At 68.9% G+C, this 21,333-nt stretch carries 18 protein-coding genes (1 of these 18 cut by a window edge); 9 read left to right on the top strand and 9 right to left on the bottom strand.

Annotated features, from left to right (window positions below; translation table 11 throughout):
- Positions 1–1,122: the 3' portion of a benzoate/H(+) symporter BenE family transporter gene (locus NR101_RS17960; protein WP_256776141.1), read on the top strand. Its footprint begins 69 nt before the window's first position; the window shows 1,122 of its 1,191 coding nt (coding positions 70–1,191); its start codon lies beyond the left edge, outside the window; its stop codon occupies positions 1,120–1,122.
- Positions 1,123–1,128: 6 nt separating this feature from the next.
- Here NR101_RS17960 and NR101_RS17955 read toward each other — a convergent pair whose 3' ends face one another.
- From NR101_RS17955 to egtB, 4 genes are all read right to left on the bottom strand, one after another.
- Positions 1,129–1,680 carry a DUF2628 domain-containing protein gene (locus NR101_RS17955; protein ID WP_256776140.1) on the bottom strand — a complete coding sequence of 184 codons (552 nt, stop codon included), beginning with the start codon at positions 1,678–1,680 and terminating at the stop codon, positions 1,129–1,131.
- Positions 1,677–3,854, bottom strand: coding sequence for a lytic murein transglycosylase (locus NR101_RS17950; RefSeq protein ID WP_256776139.1), 2,178 nt, complete (start codon positions 3,852–3,854; stop codon positions 1,677–1,679). The genes NR101_RS17955 and NR101_RS17950 overlap by 4 nt, the downstream gene beginning before the upstream one ends.
- A gap of 66 nt (positions 3,855–3,920) precedes the next feature.
- Positions 3,921–4,895 carry an L-histidine N(alpha)-methyltransferase gene (gene egtD, locus NR101_RS17945; RefSeq protein WP_256776138.1) on the bottom strand — a complete coding sequence of 325 codons (975 nt, stop codon included), beginning with the start codon at positions 4,893–4,895 and terminating at the stop codon, positions 3,921–3,923.
- Positions 4,892–6,193, bottom strand: a complete 1,302-nt coding sequence (gene egtB, locus NR101_RS17940) for an ergothioneine biosynthesis protein EgtB (protein WP_256776137.1) — start codon at positions 6,191–6,193, stop codon at positions 4,892–4,894. The genes egtD and egtB overlap by 4 nt, the downstream gene beginning before the upstream one ends.
- Before the next feature lie 170 nt (positions 6,194–6,363).
- On the opposite strand from egtB, the gene NR101_RS17935 reads away from it, so the two are divergent.
- Positions 6,364–7,671: a GGDEF domain-containing protein gene (locus NR101_RS17935; RefSeq protein ID WP_256776136.1), complete on the top strand. Its 1,308-nt coding sequence runs from the start codon at positions 6,364–6,366 to the stop codon at positions 7,669–7,671.
- Here the strand turns inward: NR101_RS17935 and NR101_RS17930 are convergent.
- Entirely contained in the window at positions 7,650–8,039 is a 390-nt protein-coding gene (locus NR101_RS17930; protein WP_256776135.1) for a YchJ family metal-binding protein, read from the bottom strand. The two genes, NR101_RS17935 and NR101_RS17930, sit on opposite strands and share 22 nt — an antisense overlap.
- Positions 8,040–8,235: 196 nt before the next feature.
- Here NR101_RS17930 and NR101_RS17925 point away from each other — a divergent pair, with 196 nt between their 5' ends.
- Entirely contained in the window at positions 8,236–9,012 is a 777-nt protein-coding gene (locus NR101_RS17925) for a TSUP family transporter (protein WP_256776134.1), read from the top strand.
- A 250-nt stretch (positions 9,013–9,262) separates the two neighbouring features.
- On the opposite strand, the gene NR101_RS17920 is transcribed toward NR101_RS17925, so the two are convergent.
- The 4 genes from NR101_RS17920 to folE all read right to left on the bottom strand — a co-directional run bounded on the left by NR101_RS17920 (position 9,263) and on the right by folE (position 15,508).
- Positions 9,263–12,634: an SbcC/MukB-like Walker B domain-containing protein gene (locus tag NR101_RS17920; protein WP_256776133.1), complete on the bottom strand. Its 3,372-nt coding sequence runs from the start codon at positions 12,632–12,634 to the stop codon at positions 9,263–9,265.
- Between the two features lie 19 nt (positions 12,635–12,653).
- Positions 12,654–13,355, bottom strand: a complete 702-nt coding sequence (locus tag NR101_RS17915; protein ID WP_256776132.1) for a DUF4194 domain-containing protein — start codon at positions 13,353–13,355, stop codon at positions 12,654–12,656.
- Positions 13,342–14,811 carry a DUF3375 domain-containing protein gene (locus NR101_RS17910; RefSeq protein ID WP_256776131.1) on the bottom strand — a complete coding sequence of 490 codons (1,470 nt, stop codon included), beginning with the start codon at positions 14,809–14,811 and terminating at the stop codon, positions 13,342–13,344. The genes NR101_RS17915 and NR101_RS17910 overlap by 14 nt, the downstream gene beginning before the upstream one ends.
- Before the next feature lie 94 nt (positions 14,812–14,905).
- Positions 14,906–15,508: a GTP cyclohydrolase I FolE gene (folE, locus tag NR101_RS17905; RefSeq protein WP_256776130.1), complete on the bottom strand. Its 603-nt coding sequence runs from the start codon at positions 15,506–15,508 to the stop codon at positions 14,906–14,908.
- A 159-nt stretch (positions 15,509–15,667) separates the two neighbouring features.
- Between folE and NR101_RS17900 the strand changes: the two genes are divergently transcribed.
- The 6 genes from NR101_RS17900 to NR101_RS17875 all read left to right on the top strand — a co-directional run bounded on the left by NR101_RS17900 (position 15,668) and on the right by NR101_RS17875 (position 21,320).
- A complete protein-coding gene (locus NR101_RS17900) occupies positions 15,668–16,123 on the top strand; it encodes a MarR family transcriptional regulator (RefSeq protein ID WP_256776129.1) in 456 nt (151 codons plus the stop codon).
- An 85-nt stretch (positions 16,124–16,208) separates the two neighbouring features.
- Positions 16,209–16,418, top strand: a complete 210-nt coding sequence (locus NR101_RS17895; RefSeq protein ID WP_019183984.1) for a DUF1656 domain-containing protein — start codon at positions 16,209–16,211, stop codon at positions 16,416–16,418.
- Positions 16,415–17,323 carry an HlyD family secretion protein gene (locus NR101_RS17890; RefSeq protein WP_256776128.1) on the top strand — a complete coding sequence of 303 codons (909 nt, stop codon included), beginning with the start codon at positions 16,415–16,417 and terminating at the stop codon, positions 17,321–17,323. The genes NR101_RS17895 and NR101_RS17890 overlap by 4 nt, the downstream gene beginning before the upstream one ends.
- On the top strand, positions 17,320–18,777 hold the full coding sequence (locus tag NR101_RS17885; protein ID WP_256776127.1) for an efflux transporter outer membrane subunit: 1,458 nt from the start codon (positions 17,320–17,322) through the stop codon (positions 18,775–18,777). The genes NR101_RS17890 and NR101_RS17885 overlap by 4 nt, the downstream gene beginning before the upstream one ends.
- A 5-nt stretch (positions 18,778–18,782) precedes the next feature.
- Positions 18,783–20,840 carry an FUSC family protein gene (locus NR101_RS17880; RefSeq protein WP_256776126.1) on the top strand — a complete coding sequence of 686 codons (2,058 nt, stop codon included), beginning with the start codon at positions 18,783–18,785 and terminating at the stop codon, positions 20,838–20,840.
- An 84-nt stretch (positions 20,841–20,924) separates the two neighbouring features.
- On the top strand, positions 20,925–21,320 hold the full coding sequence (locus NR101_RS17875) for a hypothetical protein (RefSeq protein ID WP_256776125.1): 396 nt from the start codon (positions 20,925–20,927) through the stop codon (positions 21,318–21,320).
- The last annotated feature ends 13 nt before the right edge of the window (positions 21,321–21,333 follow it).

Below are 21,333 nucleotides of genomic sequence, written 5' to 3'. Positions count from 1 at the left end.
ACCGTGTTGGTCGGCTTCGCCAGTTCGGCGGTGATCGTGTTCCAGGCCGCACGCGCAGTCGGTGCAACGCAGGCGCAGATCGCCTCGTGGATGTGGGCGTTGGGATTGGGCATGGGCATCACGTGTATCGGACTGTCGCTGCGCTACCGCGTGCCCGTGGTGACGGCCTGGTCCACCCCGGGTGCAGCGATGCTGGTGGTGGGCGCCGGTGCAGTGGGCTACAGCGATGCGATCGGTGCGTTCGTGCTTGCCGCGGTGCTGGGGATGATCGCCGGTTTCTCGGGGATCTTCGCGCGCGTGATGCGGCGAGTGCCGATGGCACTGGCCGCCGGGATGCTGGCCGGTGTGCTGCTGCGCTTCGGGCTGGAGGTGTTCGTCTCCATGCAGACGCAGTTGGGGATGGCACTGGCGATGTTCGTCACCTGGTTGGTCGGTCGGCGCCTGTTCCCACGCTATGCGGTGATCGCCACCTTGCTGGTGGGTGTAGCGGTGGCGGCTTCTCAGGGACTGCTGCACATGGAGACGGTGCGGCTGGAGCTGGCCACGCCGGTGTTCACCTGGCCGACGCTGTCGTGGTCGGCAGTGATCGGCGTTGCCCTGCCCCTGTTCGTGGTGACCATGGCCTCGCAGAACATCCCCGGCGTGGCGGTGATCCGTGCCTCGGGCTACGACACGCCGATCTCGCCGGTGATCGGCTGGATCGGGGTGGCCAATACGCTGCTGGCGCCGTTCGGCGCTTTCGGGTTGAACCTGGCGGCGATCACCGCGGCGATCTGCATGGGACGGGAGGCGCACGAGGACCCGGCGCGGCGTTACACCGCAGCGGTGGCCGCCGGTGGCTTCTATATCGTGGTGGGCCTGTTCGGGGCGACGGTGGCGGCGGTGTTCGCCGCCTTCCCCAGGGAACTGGTGGCCTGCGTGGCCGGTATTGCCCTGTTCGGCACGATCGCCAACAGCCTGTCGATGGCGTTGCGCGAGGAGGCCGACCGCGAGGCGGCGCTGGTGACGTTCCTGGTCACCGCTTCAGGGGTGTCGCTGGCCGGGATCGGTTCGGCCTTCTGGGGGCTGGTGGCCGGAGGTATCTGCCTGCTGGTGCTGCGACCGCGCACGCCTGCCGGCTGAGTCGGGTCACTCGCCGGCCAACACCCGAATCAGGACATACAGAACGAACCCCAGCCCCAGGGCCACCTTGCTCACGCCGCCACGGCGGTCGAGTTCGGCAGCGATGCGTGCCGGTTGATCGCGGTAGCGGGCCTCGGTGCGGGCCACCAGACGCCGGCAGTGCCACAGGTACACCGCGTTGGCGGACAGCCCCAGCAGCACTTTCGTACCGATCAGCAGGACCAGGCTGCCGTTCTCACCGATCCAGCTGAACGCCACGGCGGCCCCGACGCCGAATTCCAGCACCAGCATCAGCGCGGCCGCCAGATAGAGGCGCCGATACAACAGCCAGAAGAAGTCGAACAGGAAGGCCGGCCAGTGCCAAGGGCGCGGCCATCGACCGGTTGGGGCATCCAGATGCCAGCGGCGGGCATACACGCCGAAATTGTCGCCGACCGCCCTGGCCAGTTGCCGGTGCCGGTCGTGGACGCCGGCCGCACGCTCGATGGCCAGGTCGATTTCCGCCTCGATGACCGCGGCCGCAGGCGCGGCATACGGGTCGTGGGGGCTGGCACTCACAACGGCAGCACCGAGAACGTCTGCTGCAACACGTGGCGCCCACCCGGCGCGAGGGTCACCACATCCGGGCCGGCGTTGGCCGCTTCCAGGCAGACATAGTTGCGCCAGCCGCTACCGACGTCGGCCATCTTGGCCGCGCCGGCTTCGCCCGGGTTCCAGGCCACCAGCGAGTGGCTGCCCTGGGTGGTGATCTCGATGCGCCGCTTCAGGGTGGAGTCCTTGAGGACATAACGGCCACCGGCCTGGGTATAGATGCGATCGCTGCGGCCCGGGTCGCGCGGGTCGCGCAGGTTCCAGTCGCCCTGTTGGAGGCGCGGGGTGGCGTAGTCCTCGAACTTGTCCAGGTAGGTGAGGCCGTCGAGCCCCTGCACGTCCACGCCGGTGGCGTCGCCCACCTTGAAGTAGTTGTGCAGGGCCTGGGTGAAGCGGACCGTCTGGGCGCTGGTGTTCTCGGTGACCAGGCGCTGTTCCAGGGTGCGGCCGATGCGCAGCTCCATGTGCAGGCGCAGGGCCAGGTTGTCCAGCGTGGGCGGGGCGAGCGAGAGCACGAGCGTGCCATCGGCCTCGCGCCGCGCGTCCTTCAGGGTCCACGGCAGGGTACGCACGAAGCCGTGCGAGGGCACGTCGCTGCCCTGCCCCTGGCGGCCGAAGAACGGCCAGCACACCGGGCTGCCACCACGGATGGGGGTGGGCAGCGCCTGCGCGCTGGGCGACAGCCACAGCACGTCCTGGCCGCCCTTGGGGATATAGGACAGCAGCTGCCCGCCGAACACCGCGATGGCGGCGGTCGCGAACGGGGTCTCCACCTTCCAGGCATCGAAGCCCTGCACCTTGCCCAGGCTCAGACCTTCGACCTTGGGCAGGGCCGCGCCGGGGCCGGCCGGGGACTGCATGAGGCGGGCGTGGTTGGGCGGCAGGGTGAACACGGTGGATGCAGGCATGGCGGTCGGCGGGGTCTTGATGGGAGGGGCGCTGCGCAGGGCGGTGAGGATGCGTTGACCGGCGCGGCCGTCGGTGGTGGTCCAGCCCAGGCGCTGCTGCTCGACCTGGATGGCGCGCCGGGTGGCGGTGCCGACCATGCCGTCGGCGGCGCCGATGTCATGCCCGCGGGCGAGCAGCAGGGTCTGCAGCTCACGGCGCTCGCGGCGGCCGATGCCGGGATCGTCGGTGGGCCAGGCCGCCACCGTGCCGTTGCCGCCGCGCAGGCGGTCGGCCAGGGTGGCGATGGCCAGCGCATAACTTTCGGCGGCGTTGTAGGCGTAGATCGCGTCGTAGTTGCGGAACACCAGCCACGCCGGGCCCTTGGCGCCGGTGGGCAGCAGCAGGGCGGCGTTGCTGTCGGCGGGCAGGCCGGCAGGGGCGAGCGCGCCACCGCCGACCGGGACGATGCCCAATGCACGCCAGTCGCCGAGCGGCTTGCGCTGGGTGCGCCCGGCCAGCGACGGGTTGAAGCCCGCCGGCAACGTGACCTCGATTCCCCACGGCTGGCCGCTGCGCCAGCCCGCTTTGGCCAGGTAGTTGGCGGTGGAGGCCAGGGCATCGGGAATGCTGGCGACGAGGTCGCGGCGACCGTCGCCATCGCCATCCACGGCGATGCGCGCATAGGTGGAGGGCATGAACTGGGTGTGCCCGAAGGCGCCGGCCCAGGAACCGGTGAGGCCGTCGGCCTGCAGGTCCCCGGCATCGAGCAGCTTGAGCAGGGCCAGCAGTTCGCCGCGGAAGAAGGGCTGGCGGCGGCCGTTGCACGACAGCGTCGCCAGCGACTGCAGCAGCGGACGCTTGCCGAACACGCGGCCGTAATCGCTCTCCACGCCCCAGACCGCGACGATCGTGGCCGGATCGACGCCGTACTGGGCCGATACCCGGTTCAACAGATCGCGATGCTCGACCAGACGCGCGCGGCCGTCGTCCACCCGCTGGCTGTCCACCAGCGCGGCCAGGTAATCCCACAGCGGCGTGGTGAACTCCGGTTGCGCGTCCATCAGCGGCAGCACGCTCAGGTCCGGGGTGAGCCCGGCGGTGAAGCGGGTAAAGCCGGCGGCACGGATGCCCTGCTTGAGCGCCTGCGGTTGCAGGGTGGCCAGGCAGCGGTCGAAATCATCCTGTGGCGCGGCGGCAACCGGGGCGCTGGCCAGGCACAGTGCGCCGAGCAGCCAGCCGGGGAGAAGCCTCATTGGCGGGAATCCTTGCAGCCAAGTGGACCTGCATCATAGCGGGCTGGCGCCGATCAAACCGGCGCTTCAGGCCGGTTGCAGCAGGCGCAGGCCGAACGCCGGCGCGGCGGCATTCCATTGCGCAGTGACGCGAAGACCTGCCTCGGCAACCAATGACGCGAACGAGACGTCGGTGTACTTGTGGCTGTATTCGACGGTCATCGCTTCGCCTTCGGCAAAATCGAAGGGGTGCCCGGCTACGTGCACGCGCTGGGCGCGGGTGCTGACCAGTTCGGTTTCGATGCGCAGGCGCGCCACGCTGTAGCGCGCCCGGTGCTGGAAACCATCCAGGTCGAAGTCGCTGCCGATCTCGCGGTTGAGCCGACGCAGCAGATTGAGAGTGAACTCGGCGGTGACGCCAGCGGCATCGTTGTAGGCCGCTTCGATCAGCGCCGGGTCCTTGTGCAGGTCGATGCCGATCAGGGCCATGCCATCGCGCCCCATCGTCTGGCGCATCGCCTGCAGCAAGGCGACCGCGTCGGCGTGGTCGAAGTTGCCCAGCGTGGAGCCGGGGAAGAACAACAACCGTCGCGCGGGTTCGCGTTGCGGCTCGGGCACCTGCACCGGGTGAGTGAAGTCTGCGCAGACCGGGAGCATCTCGATGTCCGGCAGGGCCTGCGCCAGCCGCGCGATGCTGGCCAGCAGCGCCGCGCGCGAGATCTCGATGGGGGTGTAGGCGACCGGATCGGCCAGCGCGTGCAGCAGCAACTCGGTCTTGCGACCACTGCCGCTGCCAAGTTCGACCACGTGCAGACGTGGGCCGACCACCTTGGCGATGGCGGCGGCGCAGTCCTGCAGCAGCTGCAGTTCGGTGCGGGTGGGGTAGTACTCGGGCTGGTGGGTGATCTGCTCGAACAGAGCCGAACCGCGCGCGTCGTAGAAGTACTTGGACGGCAGCTGGCGTGGCGTGGCGGACAGGCCGTGCAGGATGTCGGCGGTGATGCGGCCGCGATCAGGCTGCAGGTCGGTGAGCGCCTCGAGCGCGTCGCTGACCGTACTCACGCCAGGTCCCTTGCCAGGCGCACGCCGGCGAACTGCCAGCGTGCGGAGGGCGCGAAGAAGTTGCGGTAGCTGGCGCGGACGTGCCCGTCCGGGGTGGCGCAGCTGCCGCCGCGCAGGATCCATTGGCCGTTCATGAATTTACCGTTGTACTCGCCGAGGTTGCCGGCGAAGGGGCGAAAGCCCGGATAGGCGCCGTAGGCGCTGCTGGTCCATTCCCAGACATCGCCGAACAGCTGCAGGAGGGCGTCATCGTCGCCCTGCCCGTCTGGGGCGATGCCGGCAGGGTGGAGGCGGTCAGCGTCGGCGAAATGGCCGGTCGGCGCGTGACCGGCGGCGGCGGCTTCCCATTCGAACTCGGTGGGCAGGCGTGCGCCCTGCCAGCGGGCAAAGGCGTCGGCTTCGAAATAGCTGATGTGGGATACCGGCGCATGCAGGTCCAACGCCCGCCAGCCGCCGAGGGTGAACTCGCGCTCGAGTGCGTCATCCCAGTACAGCGGGTGCTGCCACTGTTCGGCCTGGCACAGCGCCCAGCCTTCGCTCATCCACAGCCCGACCTCGCGGTAACCGCCGGCCTGGATGAACTGGCGGTACTCGGCGTTGCTGACCGGTCGATTGGCCAAGCCATGGGCCGGGACGAGCACGCGATGCACGGGCGATTCGTTGTCGTAGGCGAAGTCCGCGTGCGCCGGCCACGCGGGAGCACCGATCTCCACGATCTGTTCGGGGCTGCGCTGCCAGCGCAGCGGCACGGCGATGGCGTCGCTGCGGCTCAGATCATCGCGGTAGGCCGGCTGCAGCGGATTGCACCACAGCGCATGCTTGATGTCGGTCAGCAGCAGCTCCTGGTGCTGCTGTTCGTGGTGCAGGCCGAGCTGCAGCTGATGGCTGGCCTGCGCATCGAGCGCACCGGCCTGCAGCAGGGTGATCACCTGCTGATCGACGCGGGCCCGGTACTGCAGTACTTCCTCCAGCGACGGCCGCGAGAGCAGGCCACGCTGCGGACGCGCATGGGCCGGACCGATGCTCTGGTAGTAGCTGTTGAACAGGTAGTGCCAGTCTGCGTTGAACGGCTGATGGCCGGGCTGGCTGGCCAGCACGAAGCGTTCGAAGAACCAGGTGGTGTGGGCCAGGTGCCATTTGGCCGGGCTGGCGTCGGGCATGCTCTGCACCATCGCATCTTCGGCGCTGAGCGGGGCGGCCAGCGCGATGCTGCGCGCGCGGATGCCGGCATAACGGACGGCCAGTGCGGCGGCGGGCGATGGGGCGACGGGCGGTGGTGAGGCGACGGCGGTATTCATCGCGGTCAGGATCGACCAGCGGTGGTGAGCAGGACGTCATGGCAAGGCTCACGCGATGTTACGCACTCAAGTTGAATACGCAGTGGCCGCTATCGGAAAGACACCTCGCCTGCGTGGTCCCGGTCTGCACGTGCGGCCAGGGCGCGCCGGCCCGCTTTTGTGGAACCGTCTTGCGGAATCACCTGCTACGCCAGCCCGGTCACTATCTGTTCCTGCTGCCCGCCGTGCTGGTGGGGCTGGGATTGTGGTCGGCCACGCCGGCCGACGAGGTGGGCAGCCCGGTGCATCGCATCCTGCCGCTGGTACTGACCTGTCTGGGCATCGGCCTGGGCCTGATCTACAACCGGGTGCGCGCGGTGTGCCTGCTGCTGGTGATCGCGCTGGCGTTCGCGATCCTGCATGGGCTGGTGGGCAGTTTCCTCAATACCGGCGCGGTTACCGCGCTGACCCCGTTGTTGTTTCATTCGGTCTCGCTGTGGCTGCCGCTGCTGTTCGCGCTGCATGGGCTGTGGCCCGAGCGCGGCCGACTGCGCCAGGACCTGCTGCTGCGCGGGGTGGTCAGCGGTGCGGCGATCGGTGTGTTCGCGCTGCTGGCCGCACAGGGGCCGCAGGGAATGCACGACCTGCTCTCGGACCAGCATTGGCCGTGGCTGCCGACCGGCTGGAGCCGGTTGGCGCAGGTGCCGACGCTGCTGTTCGTGGCAGCGATGATCGGGCTGGCAGTGCAGGCGCTGCGCCAGCCGCGGCCCCTGCATACGGCGATGCTGGTCGCGCTGCTGGTGGTGTGGGCGATGTTGCCGCGGGTGTTCCTGTCGCCAGCGCTGCTGCCGGCGCTGGCCAGCACCGCGCTGCTGCTGATCGTGTCGGCGATGCTGCAGGAATCTTTCCATATGGCCTACCGCGACGAACTGACCGGCCTGCCCGGTCGGCGCGCGTTGAACGAGTGCCTGCAACGGGTGGGGGCCACGTACACGATCGCGATGGTGGATGTGGACCACTTCAAGCGCTTCAACGATACCCACGGCCATGACAACGGCGACGACGTGCTCAAGCTGGTGGCCGCGCGCCTGGCCGAGGTGGGCGGCGGCGGACGCGCGTTCCGTTATGGCGGCGAGGAGTTCGCGCTGGTGTTCCTGGACCGCCCTGCCCCGGCGTGCGTGGAGGCGGTGGAAGCGGTACGGGCGATGGTGGAAGCCACCCGCCTGCAGCTGCGCGATCGTGCGGCGCGCGTGCAGGACGACGCGGTGGGCCGGCTGCAGCGCGGCCGCGGTGGCGACGGCACGGTGGTGCAGGTGACGGTGAGCATCGGCATGGCCGACAGCCGCGTGGGCGACGGCGCGCAGGCGGTGATCAAGGCCGCCGACCAGGCGCTGTACGCGGCCAAGGATGCCGGGCGCAACTGCGTGCGCGCCCACGGCCAGCAGCGGCCGGTGGCGGTGCGCAGCCGCGAGCCGGCTCAGGGCAGCGCGTCGAGGTAGAACCAGCGACCGTCTTCGCGGACGAAGCGGCTGTGTTCGAGCATCTTGACCGCGCTGCCGCCGCCGACCTTGTAACGGGCGGTGAAGTTGACCTGGGCGTGGTCCGGGTCGGTGGTGGTGTGCGTGTGGATTGTCAGTCCCAACCAGCGGGTGCGCTGGCCGGGGGCTTCGTCCAACGATAATTCCTGCGGGCGCGTGGACGGATGCCAGCTGGCCAGCAGGTAGTCCGGCAGCTGCTTGACGTAGGCGCTGTAGCGCGAGCGCATCAGGGCTTCGGCGTCGGGTGCGTTCGCGCCGGCGTGGTAGAGGCCGCAGCAGGCGGTGTAGGCCAGTGGGCGGCCGCAGGGACAGGGGTCGGGTGTGCTCATGGGGCTATTGTCGCGCGTTTGCTTGGGTCCGCCGTGGATGCGGACCGTGGGTATGGGCGTGCTGAATGCGCCGTAGGTACCGAGCGTTGGTCGGTACGTGTGTGCGGTGGCGCAGGGCAGCCGACCCACGGTCGGCTCTACCCGGTGTGGGGGTCCGGGCGTATGCTTGCGCGCCTTGTGTCGCGAAGTTGCTGCCGTGCTCGAGCTGGTTCCCCCTGAGCTGTTGTGGTTGGTGGCGATCGCCTTCATCGCCGGCCTGGTCGATGCGGCCGTGGGTGGCGGCGGGCTGGTGCAGTTGCCCGGCCTGTTCACGGTGCTGCCGCAGCACACCCCGGCGATGCTGTTTGGCACCAACAAGTTCAGTTCGATGTTCGGCACGGCTGCGGCCGCGTTCCGCTACGCGCGCAACGTGCGCTTCCCGTGGCGACCGGTGCTGTTCGCGGCGGGCACCGCCTTCGTGTTTTCCTTCGCCGGGGCCACGGCGGTCAGCCTGCTGCCCAAAGACGCGGTGCGCCCGCTGGTGCTGGTGCTGCTGGTGGCGATGCTCGGCTACACGCTGTGGAAGAAGGATTTCGGCGCGTTGCACCGGCCGCGCGAGATCGGGCGCCGGGAGCTGGCCATGGCGCTGGGCATCGGCGCGGTGATCGGCTTCTACGACGGGTTCTTCGGGCCGGGCACGGGCAGCTTTCTGATCTTCCTGTTCGTGCGCTTCTTCGGGCTGGACTTCCTGCGTGCCTCGGCCGCCTCGAAGGTGGTGAACCTGGCCACGAATGTCGCTGCCATTTCCTTCTTCGTGCCGACCGGCAACATCCTGTGGCTGTTCGCGCTGCCGATGGCCGCCGCCAACATCGTCGGCTCGGTGGTGGGCACGCGGCTGGCGCTGCGCGGCGGTACGCCGTTCATCCGCAAATTGTTCGTCGGTCTGGTGGTGGTGCTGATCGCGCGGATGGGCTGGGATACGTTCGGCGGATAACGCGTAGAGCGGGGCGCTGCGGCGACCGGTGATGGTGGAGCAGCCGACCAACGGTCGGCTCTACGTGGGTGCGGGATTTCCGTTGCCGGTGCGGGATTTCCGTTGTGGGTGCGGGATTTCCGGTGCGGGTGCGGGGTTTCCGTTGCCGGTGCGGGAAATGCCGTTGTGGGTGCGGGATTTCCGTTGCCGGCGCGGGGATTGCCGTTGCCGGTGCAGTGTTTGCCGTGCGGGTGTGGGGATTGCCGACCGGTCAGGCGACCGGTTCGGCGTCCTGCTGGCGGCTGCGCTCCGGCAGCTTGAGCCGCTTGGCCTCTTCGTCGTACTCGATCAGCAGCACGCCGGAGTCGTGGCGGCCGCTGATTTCGACGAAGCAGGCACCACCGATGAACGGTTCGAGCGTCATCACCGACTTCAGCGGCGTGGCCACCACCATCTGGAAACCGAAGTTCTCGAAGATGTTCATCGCCAGGGCGGTGAACTCGTTGTCGGCCTTGTCGAACGCTTCGTCGAGCACGACGGCGGCGTAGCTGGGCAGCTGGCTTTCGGCGCCGCCGAGCTGGTAGCGCAGCGCTGCAGCCAGGCAGGTGGTGGCCAGCTTCTGCCGCTGTCCACCGGACTTGCCAGCGCCGCTGCGGTAGATCTCCACCTGCTGGCGGGTAGCGGCGTCGAGCTCGACGCCGATGAACTCCACATGCAGGCGCACGTCGAGCACGTTTTCGCGCCAACGGCGGTCCTCGCCTTCCTGTGAGCCAAGGCGTTTGACCAGCTCGCGCAGCACGGCAAACTGCGCCTCGGCCACCTCGCGCTCTTCGGTCTGATGGTGCGACAGCACGTCGCGCAGCTGCTGGTGGAACTCCAGCACCTCCGGCAGGCGCCGGTCGCTGAGCTCGATGGTCAACAGGGTGCCGCGGTTGAACGGCACCTGCTCCAGCGAGGCATTGACCTCGTCCAGGCGCTGGCCGATCGACTTGCGTGCCTCGGCGCTGTGCCGCTGCAGGGCCAGCAGGTTGTTCTTGCTCTGGTTCTGCAGCAGGTCGAAGAAGCGTTCTTCGTGCTGCGGCAGGCCATCGCGTTCCAGCCGCTGCAGGCGGGCAAGGTAGTCCTCGGCCGAGGCGACGGACGCGGTGAAATCGCCGGACTCTTCCGGCCACGCCTGCGCGAAGCGCCGGAAGCAGGCCACCAGCTGCGTCTCAACGCGGTGCACGTCCTGCTGCGAGGCGGCGAGGCTTTCGTTGATGCCCTTGCTGATCTCGCGCATGTGCGCTTCCAGCGTTTCCAGGCTGAGGCCGCCCAGGCGCTCAAGGCGCGACTGCAGCCCGGCTTCCTGGGTGGCACCGAGGGCCGGCAGCACCAGGGCGCGGCTGCGCTGGCGCTGGGCATCGAGCTTGTCGCGTTCGCGTGCGTGCTGGGCGAGCTCGACGCGGGTGTCTTCGTAGGTCCGGCGGGCCTGCGCGATATCCGCGCGCGCCTGGTCGATCTGCTGCGCCAGGCGGGCCAGGTCGGCGTTGCCTTCCTTCAGCTCGTGCAGCGACGATTCGATGTCCTGCAAGCGCTGGACGGCCGTGGCGACATCCACTTCCTCCCAGCTGAAATTGACCAGCTGGTTGCAGGCCAGGCGCCGATCGTTGTCGCGATCGCGCTGGCTGCGCAGCCGTGCGACATCTTCGTCGCATTCGGCGATGCGTTGCGCCAGCTCCTGGGCTTCCTTGCGGAACAGCGCCAGCTTGTCGCTGTTGCTGAAGCCCAGCAGCCAGCGGCGACGATCACCGATTGCGTTGCGGTCGTCTTTCTCGAAGCGATCGCCCGGGTGCTTGACCTGGCCTTCGCGCGAGATGCCGCGTTCGACATCGCGCAGCTGCTTTGCCTCGACGCACTCGTAGTCGTAGCGCTTGCCGAGCTCGCGGCGCAGCCACGGCTCGAACACGCTGTCGCGGAATTCCAGTTTGTGCAGCAACGAACGCTTGGAGGGGTCACGGGCAATGGCATCGTCATTGCGACGCACGCGGTAGTAGGTGAGCCGCATGCCGATGTGGGTGCGGTTCACCCACGCGTTGACTTCGTTGTAGTGCTTGTCTTCCACCAGCAGCGACTGCGCGAACCCGAACAGCACGCGCTCGATCGCGCCCTGCCAGGCGCCCTCTTCCTGGCGGACCTGGATCAGCTCGCCCACGAACGGCAGTGCTGCTTCGGGAACACCGGTTTCCTCGGCCAGGCGGCTGCGCAGCTTCTGCAGCGGGGCGGGAATGCTCGACGGGTTGCGCTCCATCGCCTCCAGTTCCGCGCGGACATCGCCGAAGCGGCGCGTGTCGTCCTGTTTGCCGGACAACCGCTCGGTGATGGCATCGTCCAGCGCGGCAGCCGCCTGCTGGCGGTTGTCCAGCTCGCCCTGCGCGCGGCTGATCAGCTGCGCGAAGCCGTGCGCGTCATCGGGCAATGCGTCCTGCAGTTTGGCCGCGGCCTGGTTGGCCTGATCGCGCTTTGCCTGGCGTCGGTCGCGCTCGGCCTGGGCACGCCCTTGTTCGCGTTCCAGCTCCTCGATGCGCTCGCCGCCCTGCTGGCGTCGCTGCAGTTCCAGTTCGGCCACGTGTTCTTCGTGGTTGGCCAGCGTCTGGCGACGCTGGGTTTCCTCGCCGAGCAGGCCGCGGTGGCGCACGTCGATTTCCTGCAGCCGCTTGTCCAGCAGCAGTTGCAGGCGTGATTCGCGGAAGCTGTCCAGCCCGAGCTTCAGGGTTTCCTCGTCCGCGCGCTGCAGGTTCATCGCCTTCAGCTCGGCGTGCAGCGCACGCGCGGGCAACAGGGTTTCGACCTGGCGCCGCGCGGTGACCACCGACTTGTGCGCGCCGTCCAGCTCGGCGAAGTCACTGACCAGGCGTTCGGCGGCATCGAAGGTCTTGGGCGTATCGAGCATGAAGTCGCGCAGGAAGACGTTCAGGTCGCCCAGGTTCTTGGCCGACTGCGTCTTGTGCAGCAGGCGCAGCGCCATTTCATTGTCGATGCCCAGCAGGTGGCGGAAGCGCTCGGCGTAGCCGACGAAGCTGTCGAAGTGGTGCACATCGCCCAGGCGCTGCTTGAGCTTGCGCAGGTCCAGGTCGAACCCGCCGAGGTCCTTGGCGATATCGAAGGGACGCTCGGCGATCAGGTAATGCTTGCGCACGTCGGCAGCGGCCGCGCCATTGCCGGCGATCCAGAACAGGCGCACCAGGCTGACCACGCGACCGTCGCCGGCCCGGTATTCCAGCACCAGCGCGGTCCAGGTAGCACCCTTGCGCAGGTACTGGGTGGCGATTTCGCCGGTGCCACGGTCCTGCTGGTCGGCCCAGGCGCCACGCACGTAGGAGACCAGGTTGCGGTCGCGGCCACTGCGTTCGGCCTCACGCGCGGCGGCGTTGAAGTCGACGATCGAGGGCGGCACCAGCATCGCCGACATGGCATCGAGCAGGGTCGACTTGCCCGAGCCGGAGCGGCCCACGAACAGGAACCCCCGCTCGGCGATCGGCACCTCGGTCAGGCCGTTGAACGTGCCCCAGTTGTGCACCTGCAGGCGGCGCATGCGGAACTGCTGCAGCCGCGGGTCCGGCAGCCCTTCGGTGAACAGGGCGGGGGTGTGCTTGGAGATGGCCATGCGTTATCGGTCGGTCCGTTCAGGCTTTTGCAGCAGGGGTTTCGCGCAGCTGGCGGTACACCGACGACAGCGCGGAGACATCTTCGGCGGAGAACAGCAGCTTCAGCGCCGGCGACACTTCGTGTCGGTCGTCCTGGCCGGCCAGGCGGGTCAGGATGTGGTTCTCTTTCATCTTCTGCACGGCAGCGGCGACACGGCGATTGAAGCCGGCGCGGTCGGTGGAGAGGTTTTTCTCGTAGATGGCCAGTGCTTCGGCCATCTCGGTGTCGGCCACCACGGCGCGGTTGCCGCGTGCATCGGCCTCAGCCAGTTGCTGGCGCAGGTACAGCAGTAGCACCGAGTCGATGAAGGTCAGCGGCGAGCTGCGCAGCAGCACCGGCGCGTCGATGTCTTCGGTATCGGCCTGGCGGGTGAAGGCCACGCCGCTGTCGCGGTCGAGCACCAGCTCCAGGAACAGGTCCGCCAGCGCCGAGCGGATGGCCGCTTCGCTGCGGATCAATGCCGGCCACAGCTTGGCGTGGCGCAGCTGGTCGATGCTGGGGCCGATCAACAGCTGGCACAGCGCGCGGCGCCCATCCAGCGGCAGGCGGCCGGTGTCGCCCATGTAGAACACGTCGTTGTTGCGACGCGGCGGCGGCGTGATCACGACCGGCTCTGCGTCCTGGTCGTCTGCCGGCCCGTCGATCGGGGCGGCATCGTGGGAATCTTCATGCCAGTTCATGGCGTTTCTCCTGGGTGAACCAAACCAGCGGGATGCGGGCGCGTCGCCACTGCCCATCGCCGCCACGCCAATGTGCGGTTTCCTGTTCGCCGTCGACCACCACGCCGTGGCGGGTGCCCAGCGACAGGTAGCCGATCACGCTGCCCAGTCCCTGCGGCGCTTCGCGCTGCGACAGGGCCTGGGCGATGCTCAATTTCGGTTGCACGCCGAGCAGCTCGTGCAGGTCCCGGCGCAGGGTGCGGAAATCGATTTCCGAGGACGCGACCAGGTCGCCGACGCTTTCCAGGCTGATGCTGGCCGCATCGTTGCGCTGCACGCTGCCATCCACCTGTGCGCTGCGCGGATCGTGCAGTTTCCATTGCGACCACGAGCGCAGGCGGCTGGTGGTGAGCTGGAGGTCGCGGCCGATCGGGCGCTGGGCGGAAAAATCATCGCGCAGTGCCAGCGCTTCGGACTGGGCCTGTTTAAGCAGCTGGTTGAGCCGGCGCTGTTCCAGGTACCCACGGCTCTGCACGAACCCGCGCAGGCTGCGCGCAAAGTGCTGCAGCACGTCGTGGACCTGGCCACCGCGGTCGAGCATGGTGCCGGTGAAGCCGCGCAGGAAGGCGCGCTCGTCGCGGTCGAGCTTGCGGGCGAAGCCGCGTGCCAGCACCGCTTCCAGCGCGGCGTCGAGCTGGGCGCTCTGCTCGGCATCGTTGAGCAGCCGCCAGAAGGCCTGGAAGCTGCGCCCGGCATCGCTGTCACCGATCACGTCCACGCCCTCGAACAACCGGGAGAGCACCTCGCCGCGTTCGCTTTCATCGTCGATGATGCGTTCGCGGAACTCGCGGTTGAGGCGCTCGAAATCGTCGCGGACACGGCGGAAGTCTTCGGTGAGGTCATCGGCCAGGCCGATGATCTGCCGCGCGCGTTCCAGCGCGCGCTTGCCATCCAGCGCCACCACGCGGCCCTGGCCGACCCGCGCGATCTCCGCGTCGATGCGGTCGCGTTCGTCGCGCAGCGCCGACAGGCGCGCATCCGGGTTGGATTCGGTCTGCGCGGCCAGTTGCGAGAGCTGTTCGATCACCAGCGCCAGCCGGCTTTCGGTGGCCGCCACGCGGGTCTGCTCCAGGCTGTCGGCGAAGCGGATCGCCTGCAGGGCCTGGGTGGACAGCTCGTACTGCTCCTGGTCGGCCCCCTCGGGCAGGCGCCGCTCCAGCCAGCCCTGCGCCAGCCAGTGGGCGATGTAGGCCTGGGCGGTACGCGGCAACTCGCGCGAGAGTTCCTCGCCATTGAGCTGGTCCAGCGCGCGCTGCAGGCGTTCATGCAGCGCCGCGGCCGGCAGCGTCCGCTCGCCATCCATCAACAGGCCCTGCAGCAGGCCGATGATTTCAGGGGCGTTGGCGGCCGCCAGCAGCTTCCACTGGGGTTGCTCGCGCAGGGCGCGGTAACGGGTGATGCGTTCGTGGTGCTTCATGCAGCCAGGACATCCGGAAAAACACCGCGCGGCCGGACGCCGCGCAGCGGGAAGGGGAACGGCCCGGCAGAGCGCTGCCGGGCGCGCGGCAGGTTCAGCGCTTGCCGCCCACTTCGATGAAGCGCAGGAACTCGGCGCGGGTGCGCGCATCCTCGCGGAAGCTGCCCAGCATCTTGGAGGTGACCATGCTGACGCCACGCTTGTGGATGCCGCGGGTGGTCATGCACTCGTGCGCACCTTCCACCACCACGCCCACGCCGACCGGCTGCAGCACGTCCTGGATGCACTGGGCGATCTGCGCGGTCATCTTTTCCTGCACCTGGAAGCGGCGTGCATACGCCTCGACCACGCGGGCCAGCTTGCTGATGCCCACCACCTTGCCGGCCGGCAGGTAGCCGACGTGCACGCGGCCGATGATCGGCGCCATGTGGTGTTCGCAGTGGCTTTCGTACTCGATGTCGCGCAGCACGATCAGTTCGTCGTAGCCGGCCACTTCCTCGAAGGTGCGCTCCATGTAGGCGCGCGGATCGTCGCGGTAGCCGCTGAACCAGTCGCCGTAGGCCTCGGCCACGCGCCGCGGGGTATCCAGCAGGCCTTCGCGGGTGGGGTCTTCACCGGCCCAGCGCAGCAGGGTGCGCACGGCCGATTCGGCATCGGCCTGGGTGACCGGGGTGGCGTCGTTGTCTTGTTTGCTCATTACATACAGCACCCGAAGGGGGGCGAGCATCGTACCCGACAGACCCCTCGGACGTCCCCCGCCATGCTGTCCGGGCCTGCGGCGGCGGGCCCGGCGTTGGGCTGCGGTTGGGCCAGGGTATTGATAGGATGGAAATTAGTAGTATCCTATCGAACTGCCATGAAACGAACCCTCGACGAACGCACCCGGCTGCAGATGCAGCTCAGCTCCGGCCTGCTTTATGCAGGGCGGCAATGGCAGCGCCTGGCCGACCAGGCCTTGGGCAGCTACGGCATTTCAGCGGCATGCACCATGCCGCTGCTGATGATCGGGCGTGCCGGCGGGGGTATCCGCCAGGTGACGCTGGCCCAGCAGCTGGGCATGGAAGGTCCGTCGCTGGTGCGGCTGCTGGACAAGCTCTCGGCCAGCGACCTGGTCCGCCGCGAATGCGATGCCAGCGACCGCCGCGCCAACCTGCTGTGGCTGACCGACAAGGGCGAAGCCCTGGTGAGCCAGCTGGAAACGGAGTTGATCGGGCTGCGCCAGGGCGTGTTCGGCGAGCTGTCGCTGGATGAACTGCGCACCGTGCTGAAGCTGTGGCAGCTGCTGGCCGATGCCGCCGAACGCGTGACGTAAGCCGTTTCCCCCTTTTTTCCGCCCGGTGCCGTGTCACGACGCCGGGCGCCCCCCTTTCCGCTCCCCCAGTGAACCCTTTGCCTCGATGTACGGTGAATTCAGTCTCTATGGTGTGTTCGTCCCGACCCTGCTCGGGCTGATGCTGCTGGCGTACCTGCTCAAGAGCGGGCTGCGCGTGGTCCTGCAGCGCACCGGCGCCTACCGCCACATCTGGCACCCCGCCCTGTTCAACCTGGCCGTGTACGTGATCGTGCTTGGCGGGTTGTTTTCCCTGATGCGTTGGATGCAATCGTGAACAAGATCCTCAAGCGTGCTTTCCCGGTCGTGCTGACCGTCGTGGCGGTGATCGCCGCCGTGCTGGTGCTGCGCCATCTGTGGTCGTACTACATGGACGAGCCGTGGACGCGCGATGCGCACGTCAGCGCCGACGTGGTGCAGGTGGCACCGGACGTGTCCGGGCTGGTGGAGGCGGTGAAGGTGACCGACAACCAGCCGGTGGCGCGCGGCGACGTGCTGTTCGTGGTCGACCGCGCCCGCTACCAGATCGCGCTGGAACAGGCCCAGGCCGCCCTCGGCGAACGCCGCGCCACGCTGGACCAGTTGCGCCGCGAGATCGCGCGCGACCGCAGCCTGTCCGACCTGGTCGCCGCCGAGGATGCCGAGGTACGCCGCGCCAAGCTGCTCGCCGCGCAGGCCTCGATGGCCACCGCGCAGGCGGCCGTGGACCTGGCCAGGCTCAATCTGGCGCGTACCGAGGTGCGCAGCCCCAGCGCCGGGCACGTCAACGACCGCACCGTGCGTGCCGGCGATTACGTCACCGCGGGGCGGCCGGTAATGGCGGTGCTGGATACCGGTTCGTTCCGCGTGGATGGCTATTTCGAGGAAACCCGCCTGCGCGGCGTGCACGCCGGGCAGAAGGTGGATATCCGCCTGATGGGCGAGGCACAGCCGCTGCAGGGCCATGTGCAGAGCATCGCCGCCGGCATCGAGGACCGCTACCGCAGCGAAGGCAGCAGCCTGCTGCCGAACGTGACCCCGGCCTTCGACTGGGTGCGGCTGGCCCAGCGCATCCCGGTGCGCATCCATATCGACCATGTGCCGGCCGGGGTCAACCTGATCGCCGGGCGCACCGCCACGGTCACCATCGTGCCGGACACGGTCCAGGCGACGCCGGCACGACCGGCACAGGCGGCGTTGTGAGCCGCCCTGCCCTGCACCGCATCGCGTTGGGGCTGGCGTTGACCACCCTGGCCGCGTGCAAGACCGTGGGCCCGGATTACACCGTGCCCGCAGGATCGGCCTTCCAGCGGCCGGAGGCCAATGCGGCTTTCATCGACACCGGCAACCCGCAGGTGGCCGCCGGTGCCGAGCTGCCCGCGCGCTGGTGGGAGCTGTACCAGGACGACACCCTCAATGCCCTGGTACAGCAGGCACTGCGCGACAACGTGGAGCTCAAGGTGGCCGATGCCAACCTGCGCCGCGCTGCCGCCGTCTACGAGCAGGCGCTGGATGCCGGTGGTTTCGAGTACGAGGCCGAGGCCGGGGTGAGCCGTGCGCAGCTGTCGGCCGAATCGTTCCTGCTGGAACACGAACTGCCGCCGATCAACCTGGCCGACGGCAAGTTCGCCGTGTCCTACCAGTTCGACCTGTTCGGCAAGCTCAAGCGCGCTTCCGAGGCCGCGCATGCCGACGAGCAGAGCGTGGCCGCCGCCCTCGACCTGGCCCGCGTGTCGCTGGTGGCGCAGGTCGCCGGCAGCTACGTGGAGATCTGCCATGCCAACCATGAGCTGCACGTGGCCGAGCATTCGCTGCAGCTGCAGCAGCGCAGCCGCGAGGTCACCCAACGGCTGATCAACGCCGGCCGCGGCACCCCGCCCGAGCTGGCCCGCGCCAACGCCCAGGTAGCGATGCTGGAAGCGGCGCTGCCACCGCTGCGCGCCCAGCGCCAAGCCTCCGAATACCAGTTGGCGGCCCTGCTCGGTCGCACCCCGGGGCAGCTGCCCGACGGCGTGGGCGACTGCAGCCAGCCGCCGACCCTGGCCCAACCGCTACCGGTGGGCGATGGCCGCGCACTGCTGCAACGTCGCCCGGACGTGCGCCAGGCCGAACGCCGACTGGCAGCGGCCACCGCGCGGATCGGCGTGGCCACCGCCGAGCTGTATCCGGACATCCGCCTGGGCGCCTCGGTCGGTGCGGCTGGCCTGCTGGAAGATTTCGGCCAGCCGTTGACCCAGCAGTGGTCGATCGGCCCGCTGATCTCCTGGACGCTGCCGTCCTCGGGCACGCATGCGCGCATCCACGCCACCGAGGCGGGCGCGGACGCGGCGCTGGCCGAGTTCGACCACAGCGTGCTGCAGGCGCTGCGCGAAACCCAGACCGCGCTCAGCCGCTATGCGCACGACCTGCAACGCCTGCAATCGCTGCAGACCGCCCAGCAGCAGGCCGAACTGGCCGCCAGCCAGAACCGGCGCCTGTACCAGGGCGGCCGCACCCCCTACCTGGCCAGCCTGGATGCCGACCGCACGCTGGTCTCGGCCGATGCCACCCTGGCCGCCGCGCAGGCGCAGGTATCGCGTGATCAGATCCAGCTGTTCCTGGCGCTGGGTGGCGGCTGGAACGCCGACGCCGTGGCCGCCGGCAAGGCGACGAGGTAAACGCGATGGTGCTGCTGGACCGTCAGGCGTGGCTGTTTTCGGTGAAGACCTTCCTGGCCGCGCTGGCCGCGCTGTACATCGGGTTGGCCGGCAACCTGTCGCGCCCGTACTGGGCGATGGCCACGGTCTACATCGTGACCCAGCCGATGCTCGGCCCCACCCGCGCCAAGGGCGTGTACCGCATCGTCGGCACGCTGATCGCCGGTGCGGCAACGCTGTGGATGCTGCCGCACCTGGTGGAAATGCCGCTGCTGCTGAGCGCGGCGATGTCGCTGTGGTTGTCCGGCTGCCTGTTCATCGCCCTGCTCAACCGTGGTCCGCGCGGCTACGCGTTCCTGCTGGCCGGCTACACCACCGCCTTCATCGGCTTTCCTGCGGTGACCTCGCCGGACACCATCTTCGACACGGTGGTGGCGCGCAGCGAAGAGATCATCCTGGGCACGGTGGTGGCGGTGCTGTTCGCCTCGCTGTTCTTCCCCACCTCGGTGCGGCCGATGCTGCGCTCGCGGGTCAGCAACTGGATGGGCGATGCGGCGCAGTGGTCGCGGCAGATCCTGCTGCGTGGCCAGGCGCATGGCCCGCGCAACCGGCTGGCCGCCGACCTGGTGCAGTTCGAGGCGCTGATCGAGTTCCTGCGTCGCGACGATCCCCGCCATGCCGGCGCGGCGGTGTCGATGGAGCGGCTGCGCGAACGCATGCTGTTGATGCTGCCGGTGCTGTCTTCCATCGCAGACCGCCTGGGCGCGCTGCGCGCCGGGGGCCGTGCGCTGCCGCCGGGCCTGGAGCCGCTGGTGACCGACATCGCACAGTGGCTGGAGCAGCCCGGCCGCTCCAGCGCCAGCGAATACGCCGCGCTGCGCGCCCGCATCCTGGCGCTCAAGCCGGCGGTGGACGGCGAGCTGGACCACCTGCTGCTGGTGACCCTGCTGCTGCGGCTGGAGGAGCTGGTGGACCTGTGGCAGGACTGCGGCACCCTGCAGGACGCCATCGAACAGGGCAGCGCGCCGACCGATACCGCCCACTACCGGATCCGCGCCACGCGCAGCAGTGATGCACGGCATGTGGATTACGGCATGGCGCTGTTCTCGGCGGCCAGCGCCGGCGTGGCGTTGATGACCTACTGCGCGCTGTGGATCGGGCTGGGCTGGGAAGGGGGTGGCAACGGCGCCATGATGGCCGCGGTGGCTGCTGCGTTCTTCGCCGCGCAGGACGATCCGGCACCGAGCATGCTGTCCTTCCTGCTGTGGGCGATCGTGGCCAGCCTGGTGGCCGGGGTGTACCTGTTCGGCGTGTTCCCGGCGGTGCATGACTTCGGCAGCCTGGCCATTGTGCTGGCGGTGGTGTTCCTGCCGCTGGGCCTGCTGCTGCACAAGCCGCAGACCGCGCTGATCGGGCTGCCGTTGACGGTCAACCTGGTGGCGCTGCTCAACGTGCAGAACACCTACAACGCCAACATCCAGAGCTTCATCAATTCCTCGGTGGCGATGTTCATCGGGATCGGGTTTGCGGTGGTGATGACCCGGCTGTTCCGCTCGGTCGGTGCCGAATGGACCGCACGCCGGCTGGTGCGGCAGGGCTGGACCACGCTGGCCGAGGCCGCCGAAGGCCGTGGCCAGCAGGATCGCCAGCAGTTCGCCGCGCGCATGCTGGACCTGCTCGGCCTGCTGGCCCCGCGCCTGGCGGCGACCCCGGAAGGCAGCGACATCGCCTCGGTGGACATGCTTACCGAAGCGCGCATCGGCCTGAACATCCTGCAGCTGCGCCGCGCCCGCCATGGCTTGCCGCCGGCCAGCATGCAGGCGATCGAATCGATCCTGGACGATGTGGGCGCGCACTATCGCGCGCAGGTGGCACGGCGGGCGCCGCTGCCGGCACCGGCCGGCCTGCAGGCCAAGCTGGAGGCCTCGTTGCAGCGGGTGCAGACCGTGGACGCGGGCAAGGCGCGCGATGAGGCGCTGATGGGCGTGCTGGGGCTGCGCTATGCGTTGTTCCCGGACGCACCGGTGGCCGATGCGCCTGCCGATACGGCCGCCGTGGCGCCTGGCCTGCCGGCGCCGCGCTGAACCGGCCCCGCGCGGGCCGGCCGGTCCGCGCCGATCAGGGCTATCCTGACCCATGCATTTGCGCATGGATCAAGGTGATTCCCGATGAGTTACGACCTGATGGTGTTCGACCCCGCCGTCGCCCCGCGTGAGGCGGAAGCCTTCCTGCAGTGGTACGACGCGCAGACCGAGTGGAACGAGACGCACGACTACGACGATCCGAAGGTGTCGGTGCCGGCGCTGCAGGCGTTCTTCGCCGCGCTCGCCGAGCACTTCCCGCCGATGGACGGCCCCCTGGCCGATGACGAGGATGAGCGCCCGGAAGTGACCGACTACAGCGTCGGCCAGCACGTCATCTACGCGTCCTTCGATGATGAAGTGGCCGAGAACGCACATGGCCTGGTGCAGGTGCTGGCCAATACCCACCAGCTGGGCTTCTTCGATGTCAGCGGTGACGGCGCCATCGTGTTCCCCGATGGCACCGTGGTGATTCCGGAATAAGCCGGGAGCGGGG

The organism is Stenotrophomonas sp. Ste86 (assembly GCF_024519465.1).
Classification (GTDB): Bacteria; Pseudomonadota; Gammaproteobacteria; order Xanthomonadales; family Xanthomonadaceae; genus Stenotrophomonas.
The sequence above is the reverse complement of the archived record's forward strand: the minus strand, read 5'-3'. Positions and strand labels throughout refer to the sequence as shown.

What these genes read in the sequence shown, in the direction of transcription:
- NR101_RS17950 (WP_256776139.1), bottom strand. Translation starts at nt 3,854, where the DNA reads ATGAGGCTTCTCCCCGGCTGGCTGCTCGGCGCACTGTGCCTGGCCAGC.
- egtB (WP_256776137.1), bottom strand. Translation starts at nt 6,193, where the DNA reads ATGAATACCGCCGTCGCCTCACCACCGCCCGTCGCCCCATCGCCCGCC.
- NR101_RS17930 (WP_256776135.1), bottom strand. Translation starts at nt 8,039, where the DNA reads ATGAGCACACCCGACCCCTGTCCCTGCGGCCGCCCACTGGCCTACACC.
- NR101_RS17920 (WP_256776133.1), bottom strand. Translation starts at nt 12,634, where the DNA reads ATGGCCATCTCCAAGCACACCCCCGCCCTGTTCACCGAAGGGCTGCCG.
- NR101_RS17915 (WP_256776132.1), bottom strand. Translation starts at nt 13,355, where the DNA reads ATGAACTGGCATGAAGATTCCCACGATGCCGCCCCGATCGACGGGCCG.
- NR101_RS17910 (WP_256776131.1), bottom strand. Translation starts at nt 14,811, where the DNA reads ATGAAGCACCACGAACGCATCACCCGTTACCGCGCCCTGCGCGAGCAA.
- folE (WP_256776130.1), bottom strand. Translation starts at nt 15,508, where the DNA reads ATGAGCAAACAAGACAACGACGCCACCCCGGTCACCCAGGCCGATGCC.
- NR101_RS17900 (WP_256776129.1), top strand. Translation starts at nt 15,668, where the DNA reads ATGAAACGAACCCTCGACGAACGCACCCGGCTGCAGATGCAGCTCAGC.
- NR101_RS17895 (WP_019183984.1), top strand. Translation starts at nt 16,209, where the DNA reads ATGTACGGTGAATTCAGTCTCTATGGTGTGTTCGTCCCGACCCTGCTC.
- NR101_RS17880 (WP_256776126.1), top strand. Translation starts at nt 18,783, where the DNA reads ATGGTGCTGCTGGACCGTCAGGCGTGGCTGTTTTCGGTGAAGACCTTC.
- NR101_RS17875 (WP_256776125.1), top strand. Translation starts at nt 20,925, where the DNA reads ATGAGTTACGACCTGATGGTGTTCGACCCCGCCGTCGCCCCGCGTGAG.